The 8000-nt window shown below is 35.7% G+C and carries 7 protein-coding genes and 3 pseudogenes; 6 read left to right on the forward strand and 4 right to left on the reverse strand.

The window, feature by feature from the left end:
* Positions 1–334: 334 nt before the first annotated feature.
* The 3 genes and pseudogenes from RH85_RS23290 to RH85_RS09885 all read left to right on the forward strand — a co-directional run.
* Positions 335–454, forward strand: a pseudogene (locus tag RH85_RS23290) (IS3 family transposase); the annotation flags it as partial.
* A 223-nt stretch (positions 455–677) separates the two neighbouring features.
* Positions 678–1187 carry a hypothetical protein gene (locus RH85_RS09880; protein ID WP_006712085.1) on the forward strand — a complete coding sequence of 170 codons (510 nt, stop codon included), beginning with the start codon at positions 678–680 and terminating at the stop codon, positions 1185–1187.
* Positions 1188–1269: 82 nt separating this feature from the next.
* Positions 1270–2343 carry a hypothetical protein gene (locus RH85_RS09885; protein ID WP_006712086.1) on the forward strand — a complete coding sequence of 358 codons (1074 nt, stop codon included), beginning with the start codon at positions 1270–1272 and terminating at the stop codon, positions 2341–2343.
* A 58-nt stretch (positions 2344–2401) separates the two neighbouring features.
* On the opposite strand, the pseudogene RH85_RS22265 reads toward RH85_RS09885, so the two are convergent.
* Together RH85_RS22265 and RH85_RS09890 are read right to left on the reverse strand one after the other, a co-directional pair.
* Positions 2402–2538 (reverse strand): annotated as a pseudogene (locus tag RH85_RS22265) (transposase); the annotation flags it as partial.
* Positions 2539–2554: 16 nt separating this feature from the next.
* Positions 2555–3289, reverse strand: a pseudogene (locus RH85_RS09890) (IS5 family transposase); the annotation flags it as partial.
* A gap of 384 nt (positions 3290–3673) precedes the next feature.
* Between RH85_RS09890 and RH85_RS22745 the strand changes: the two are divergent.
* Entirely contained in the window at positions 3674–5125 is a 1452-nt protein-coding gene (locus RH85_RS22745) for a hypothetical protein (RefSeq protein ID WP_006712088.1), read from the forward strand.
* 109 nt (positions 5126–5234) lie between these two features.
* Positions 5235–5414, forward strand: coding sequence for a hypothetical protein (locus tag RH85_RS22750; RefSeq protein ID WP_138956460.1), 180 nt, complete (start codon positions 5235–5237; stop codon positions 5412–5414).
* Positions 5415–5483: 69 nt separating this feature from the next.
* On the opposite strand, the gene RH85_RS09900 is transcribed toward RH85_RS22750, so the two are convergent.
* Together RH85_RS09900 and RH85_RS09905 are read right to left on the reverse strand one after the other, a co-directional pair.
* A complete protein-coding gene (locus tag RH85_RS09900; RefSeq protein WP_006712089.1) occupies positions 5484–6329 on the reverse strand; it encodes a DUF3037 domain-containing protein in 846 nt (281 codons plus the stop codon).
* The gene (locus RH85_RS09905; RefSeq protein WP_006712090.1) at positions 6326–7042 is read right to left on the reverse strand and encodes a HipA family kinase; all 717 of its coding nucleotides are present in this window, start codon (positions 7040–7042) and stop codon (positions 6326–6328) included. The genes RH85_RS09900 and RH85_RS09905 overlap by 4 nt, the downstream gene beginning before the upstream one ends.
* A 247-nt stretch (positions 7043–7289) precedes the next feature.
* Between RH85_RS09905 and RH85_RS09910 the strand changes: the two genes are divergently transcribed.
* On the forward strand, positions 7290–7916 hold the full coding sequence (locus RH85_RS09910) for a recombinase family protein (RefSeq protein ID WP_006712091.1): 627 nt from the start codon (positions 7290–7292) through the stop codon (positions 7914–7916).
* Positions 7917–8000: the final 84 nt, after the last annotated feature.

Below are 8000 nucleotides of genomic sequence, written 5' to 3' on the forward strand. Positions count from 1 at the left end.
CAATCGATGATTTATATGACATAGTATCCCAGCTAAATTATATTTTTGACAATGTGTCAAAATTTATTATAGGAAATAAGATTTAGAACCTATCTAAATAGGTATTTTCTGAGTTAAACAACACCTATTGAAAATACTGTAAATGAGTTCAACACAATATCTAATCTCCGATACGATCTGGAAAAAAGGTCATGAATCCAATCAGTTGATTCAAAGATAGAATTCTCGTCCAATGAATCGACCGATTTCGTAATGACCCAAAACCATATATCACGTTAATTCATTAGATTATAACTTTTTATCAATTAGCATTACAATGGGTTTTGTTGCAAATAATCAGAATTTGAACCCTGTCGCACCAAACCAGATATAGGCTGGTGATGTTACCTGTTTAAAAACAGATGAAGGTTGGATGTATCTTCCCATTGTAATGGACCTGTATTCGCAACGTATGAACTGAATTACACAACAAAGCTAAGTTCAATGTGATTAATAGTGAAGTGTACATTACCTTTGATTGCACTTTGCGCACATGTGTATATCATAAATATGATAGAAATCTAATTAAAACTTATTTAAGTGATTAATTATGCCATTACCTATAATTAGTAGAGTTGGAACAAGTGTGTCTAACTCGTTACCGACCAGTATTTCGTTAACTAAATCAAAATCATTCATTGCAAGTAGCAAATGTTAACCAACAAATATTTGATACGACTGCTCCAGTAAAATCAAATTCCCCATCATCTTTGAGTGCAGTGACAAATAAGCTATTTACGGCTTTAGCTGGTAAAATGAATGTTTTATCTACCCCATCTAAAGAATCTAAAGAACATGAAAAAGCGCTAAAGAAAGCTATTGAATATGGCTCAAATCCTAGAGCTTTCATTAATATACACTTGCTTGATAAAGAATACAATCTGTTAAAATACAACTTTAAAGAAAGCTATTTGCAATGGGTAGTTAATCAGTCATCATGTTCAATTGATAGTTATGGGGAAAATTTACAAAAAAACGCCATGTCATTTTCTGAACATTTATGCTGGAGCAATGAGGTTTACAAGCAATTAAATAAAGTGGATAAACAAACAGACTTAAGCACATTGAAATTAAGTTTGGAGCAGAGGATTCTAGGTCATTTTGGTAAGGCTAATGTCAATAACATAACAAAGCTATCTTCGACGTGAAAACAAAGGCATTGAGGCATTACACAAGCATTTTAATTGCGCAACACTAGAGCTTTCAACGGTCAGCTCAATTGAGAATAAAATGCTTGCGAAGCTGAATGTTGCACTCAAAAAAGCTAACGAATCTTACCCGAATAACAATGATTTCAATATAAAGATAGACAATAAAACATCATTAATAGTGAACAAGGCAGCTGAAAATGCTGCTAAAAATGCAATTAGCAAATCCGCGCAGCTATTTATCAGCGGTTTTTCTAGTAGTCTCACTGATGGCATTAATAAATTTAATTTAGCTGATGCCCAAAGTTTATCTTGTAATATTAAAGAAGAAAAAACAACATCCTATGTATTCGCCACATGGCAAAACACGTTTAATTTTGCTATAAAAAAACACCAAGAGATGCAGGATGTATTAGTTGAAAATGTTAAAAAATCAGATGTTTTCAGATCACTTTCATCTAAAGAACAAGTTGACGTTCTAAAATCCCTACAGCAAGCGCAAGACAACGACCGAAATCAGCTTGTGGCAGCAAAATTAGCAAAACTTAAAGAATGCTTAGCTTCAATGTTTAATGAGGAACAATTATTATCTCAACTAGAATACAAGATGGAAAATCCCAGTTTTTTTGATAAAATGGGTGGATTTTTCAACGGAAATCAATCGCGAAAAATGGCTGATGTTATAACTTTTACAGATAAATATAAGGCATCTGTTATCGAAGGTATTGGGCAGCTGCAAAACGATCCTTTGTTATCTAGCTTACCAGAAACAGAAATAAAAGAGGCAATTTCGGAGTTTATTTCCTCTTTACCAACCAAAAGGCTAATTGATAAAGCAACAGGACTATTACCTGAGAAAATGACTACTCGTGACTGTATTAAACGTGCTTTTAATAGTACTGGCAGCACAATTTTGGGAGTTGTATCTATCGGTGGTGCAGGTGCTATTACTGCAGGAATCGTTACAGGATTAAGCACTGGAGGGATAGCTGCTATTGTCGGTGGTGCACTTGGCTTAATCGTTGCGGGTGGTTTATTAGCTAAAAGGCTATATAACGAATTCAACGAAAAAAGTGCTATAGAAAAAGCTTATAAGCACGTCGATTCACTAAAGGAACAATTAGAGAATGTGATTGCTATCCAAAGGGAAAGGTAGGTCATGACGGCTTTGTTTCCTAATTCGAGTTCAGGTACAAACGTATTGAAGCAATTTAGTACAAGGCATCTTCGGTTGCTTCGTCACCAAGACAGTACCATTGCTGCATACAATGAATGCGGAACATTGTCTCAAGTGGATACGGGCGCGTTCGTCGCCGGCTTTGGGGTAAAAGGGTTCAATCACTTCGAAAATGAATTACGCAACAAAGCCAATGCTTATTCGAACCATATAGCTTTTGACAACCAACTGCTAAGTTTCTCGGATGACCTCGTTCCCAGAATGCCGCCCCCTCTCTTGGAGGGATAAGTGCTACAGCTCGTTTGATACGGATTGCTGCGTGGCAATCCCTCGCGTCATAAGCCCCATCGCCTGATATCTCAAGGATTTTCCGACGCGTTTGCTTAAGCAAATTAGGTAACACTTCTGCATCAGTCACCGTTGATAAACTCAACTCTGCGGCAATAATTTCGTGCGTACTCGTATCAACTACAAGATGTAATTTTCGCCACACTCTGCGTTTACCATCCGTGCCATGTTTTTTTACTTTCCACTCGCCCTCACCATAAACCTTAAGACTTGTCGCATCAATAGCAAGATGCTGAATCGCTCCTTTGGTTTTCGTCTTAAAACTTACATCAACGTCTTTGGCTCGATGACTGATACAACTGTAGTGTGGGCAGCGCAGTGGAAGGTGAGCAAGTTGAAACACGGAATCAATAAAGCCTTGCGAAGCGCGAAGTGGCATTGAAAAAATACGCTTTATCATTAAAGCGGTTGTCATGGCTAAATCACTGAAAACACGAGGTCTCCCGCGCTTGTTTTGCTTGCCTTGTTTCCACTCTTTTATCGCTTCCTCGTCAATCCAAAACGTCAGAGAGCCTCGGTTTATGAGAGCTTGATTGTATTGCTTCCAGTTGCTTGTTTTGTAACTAGGTTTCGACATGAGACTACAGAGTTGAATGAATGTAGCCGATCAGATCGTAAGCTTTGGATTTAGTTCCACCGATTTACGCAACAAAGCCGAGATGCACGACAAAGTGAGAGGAACATTCATTGAGCGGGAGTTCTATCTTTGAATCAACTGATTGGAGTCATGACCAAAAATAGCAATATATAATATATCATTTTTATTCACGTGTTAATTTATAGTTAGTAAGTTAATTTGTTAGTCAATATTTTGCGAAATAACATCATAAGATAACCACCCCATAGATAACTGCGTGGAATATCTCGATTGCTTTAGATAAACATAAAAATATTCTTACAGTTATAAACATTAATTAACATAAATGTTTTGCATTTTAAAAAATAAAGAGAATGATAAGAAATGTTTATTAATCACACATCATCATCTATCCATAGCCAGAAAAACATCTCATTTCTGGATGCTTGGAAGGATAATTCTCCGAGTAATGAAGTCTTGGATCGAGAGATTTTCGTCAATGAAGTGGCGCAATCGATAGAAACAGGTGTACTATCAATATGTTCACTCACTGACTTGACATCTATACCTTATTTTCCTGACAATATATCAGAGTTAATAATTAAATCTTGCGATAACCTTAAAAATATACCAACACTGCCTAGCAGTATAAAAATCATTACAATATCAGATAGTCCAAATCTAAAAATCCCAGCGCTTCCTGAAGAATTGGAATCATTTTCTATAGATATGTCTCCATACACGTACGCAAATGATGAGTTTCCAGAATTACCAAATAATTTATTAAGTTTTACTGCTCAGAATGGCAACTTCCTACCAAGATTTTCAACAAGTTTACAGTCATTATGCGTAATGGACTTTACTGAAATTCCATATGTAGAGATCCCATATGATTTAAAAAAAATGGAAATTTATAGAAGCCCATTGATTCCTTTAATTGAATCTATACCTCTTGACTTAAAGGAATTATATTTGGGTTCTGTTATAATATCAGAAAGCTTTCTTATAGAAGACTTTCTTCCTGATAAACTTGAAAAACTACATATCGAATGCTGTGACAATATTACTCTACCAAAAAAATTACCTAAAAGTTTAAATGAAATACTTTTAAGTAGCATTCACGGAAAAAGTTGGGAAATAGATGTTGATACAATTCCAAAAGGATTAAATATAATAACAGATTTAATTAATTTAAGTGCCGAAATCCTAAATAGGGATGATGTTAAATTTTCAGGCAGTTTCATGGGAGAAGCAAGTTCATTTAAATTGGGCGATGTTGTATATGGACTTACAGGAGAAAGGGTTAGGATAAATTCTTTAGTTAAATCTATTTATGGATTTACAGAAAAAGACATAATTATACAAAACACTCTGACCAATGCTGTTTGGAGTGATAGGAATAGGTCTAAATTTAATTCTAATCACATTATAAATGAAAGATTAAATGATTCAGAACGAGGCATGGAATTTAAAGAGTTCTTAATTAACCATCCACAATATAATGTTACAAATGTTAGATTTTCGCATTTATCAAAAGAAGATATATGGATGAAAACGAGTAAAGCGGGACTAGAATTTCAGACAAAATTAAGAAAGCGAGATGTTATTTTTACACTTGATAAGTTAGTTGATTCTATCGATGATATTGCTAGAAAAAATGGTAAACATGGTGATGCTATTACTGCACATGAATTAAGATGGATATATCGACATCGAAATAATGAAAATATCAAAACACATGTGAAATTTTTCATCAATGGAAAACCTGTATCTCAAGAAAAAGTTTTTTCTTTGCCTGAATGGGAAAATTATAAACCTAAAAGGTTGCTAGTTTAAATGGCTTTGTTGCAAAAAATTAAGTCTCATCTCAGTTTTGGTAGTCTTTTGGGTCGTTATGCCAACCGGTTGATTCACGTCCCGAGAATTTACGTAACATAGAAAAAGTGTGTTCAAAAATACAAGTGCAAAAAATTTATTCAATTCAAGAATAACAAAAATGAGTCTTAAACCAGGTCCAAAACCAATTGCTGAATCCACAGGAAAACCTGATCAACGTCGCCATGACAATAAAAACACCCCAGGAAATACTCCTGAGTTAAAGCCAAGCAAGTCGTCTAAAAAATAAGCTAACCTGTAAATTAAAAGGCTTGGAATGATCACTAAGCCTTTTTTATTCTTTCAGAATTTGCCGTTTCTAATGCGCTAGTTGAAAATGCTCAGAACTTTCTGAATCGAATCTTGCGAACATCTCAATATTACGCAAATCGTGGACATCGATTACATTGACTCCAAGTGACTGCATTTCATTATGCAAAGACATAAACGCAGCTTCAAGATTCATATCTTTATACTCTGGACAATCAATAGCAAAAAGGAAATTACTTGGCTCAAGAGTATTTGAGTTCAATAAATGCTTGATTCTCGAAATCCAAAATTCACCATGGTCTATCAGCTTTAAAGGCTTATCTTGGTAAAAGCTTAAAGGTTTGATAGCCTTTGTTTCCAAACCATTTGTAGCCACTAATGGCAATTCAAAAGAAACATAGTCAGCATTAAGCTTACTTTTTGTAAACTTGTATTTGCTCACTCCATCCAATTGTTTTTTCAAACTAGAGACAAGAAGTGTTTCTCGGTGTTCTTTCGTATTGAAGCTCCTGCCAACATATTGCTCAAACAGCTTTTCTAAAACTAGTTCCAGAGAGTCGCTGGTCAAAAGAGCAGCAGTTTCACTAAAAATGAGAAAACCTTCTCTTTGCCTCGTAACTTCATCCATAAAACCAGCTAAATTTTTTCCGCGCATATCTTTAGCAAAATCTTTAATTCGTAAAAGCTCGAAATTAAACATTTCAATAGCATTAGAATAAAGTTGGCCGTCAAGATCATCGAAAAATTGAGAAACACGCGCAAATCGTTTACTTGCTAATCTAAAGAGTATCCCACCAGTTTGAGGCACATGAACGACAACACCGACATTTGCGAATTCTTGAGTCTCAGTGTACGGCATAAAACGTATTACAGAATAGCGAACTAGTTTTTTCATCTTATACCCTCCCAGAATGCCTGCGTTCTAAAACGTGACAATGTTACTCGAATATCTTCAAAAACACCATTCTCGGCACAGCATTCGACCCACTCTTTTGGTACCGAATCTATAATTGAGTTTAGCTCACCAAAGCAGCGCTCAAGAAGTTCTTCATAGGTATTAGGGTCGAATAAGGACCTTTGCTCAGAAAACCAAGCACTTGAACCAACATGAAGATTTTTGAGATTATGAAAGTTATCTTCATAATCTGGATCAAATGCTAAGTTATGATCAAGAACAATAAAAGAGCGCAGATCAGACCGAATAAATAAATTTGGGTTACCACCATGTTCAGTTAGATTACGATCACCATTCTTAATCCAATAATCAAACAAAAACAATAACTTCAAGCCATTTACGTCTAAATCCGCGAGTCTCTGGTAAGGAACATCTTGAATATTTTCCTCATACCGTGAAGCAAACCAGTATCCCTCACTAAGTTCGTAACGTCCATATTCAAGCAAAGATCCGTCAACATAAGCAATATCAAAATGTGGAACTGGTAATCCAATTACTTTACCTAATCTCCCACAAACCCACTCATGGATTAGACCTTGATAGGTAGTATTAGGTCCTTTAACAATATACTGATTATCATCATCGCCAACACAAAGATACGGTCCCGTTTGACCTTGATTCATCTTTCTTATAATTCTTTCGATGTAAACCATATAAGTGAAATCCCGCAAAAATATGACAGAAAATTACCACAACCGAAGTAAATGTCGATATTAGGTTATCTTGTAGAACCATAAGCAACTTGCATCACATTGATTTAACTCATAAACTTAAAACAGATATACGCCACTTAGGTATACCTCTAGATCATAATCTTAAATTGACACAAAAACCATGAATGTCATAACCTATATGACACACACCATTAGATCATTACTTAAATGTCATTTTGAGGGAACTATGTACATCTTTGGCTACCTAAGAGCATCGACTTCCGATCAGGATGCGAAACGAGCACAACATTCATTACAGCAATTTGTACAGCAAAAAGGGTTTCGTGTAGCTGGATGGTATATAGAAAACAAATCCGGTGCATCACTACAAAGACCAGAACTTTTACGTTTACTTGATGATGCAGCAATCGGAGACGCAATTATCATTGAGCAGATAGATCGCCTTTCACGTCTAGATGAAAAAAGTTGGTTCACATTAAAGGAAATGTTACTTGAGAAAGAGTTAAAGGTGATCAGTTTAGACTTACCAACGAGTCATATTGCATTCTCCCCCCAAATAACAGACGAATTTACCAACTCGATGATAAAGGCCATCAACAGTATGATGATGGATATGTTGGCCGCTATCGCAAGGAAAGATTATAAAGATCGCCGCCGCCGTCAGGCCGAGGGAATAAAAAAAGCGAAAGAGGAAGGTAAGTATCGCGGCAGACAGGCAGATCTAGAACTCCATGAAAAAATCTACCAGCTTAGAGTCATTAATGGACTGAGCATAAGCGACACAGCAAAACTAACAAGCGTATCAGCTCGTACTGTCATTCGTGTAGCGAAGAAATTGATTAATGAGCGTTAGAGAAGATAAAGGAATTAGTAATGACATTATCAAATACAATACCATTCGTAGCATTACTTTTAGTGTCCGGTTGTTCAATCTCCA

Source organism: Vibrio ichthyoenteri ATCC 700023 (genome assembly GCF_000222605.1).
Taxonomy (GTDB): Bacteria; Pseudomonadota; Gammaproteobacteria; order Enterobacterales; family Vibrionaceae; genus Vibrio; species Vibrio ichthyoenteri.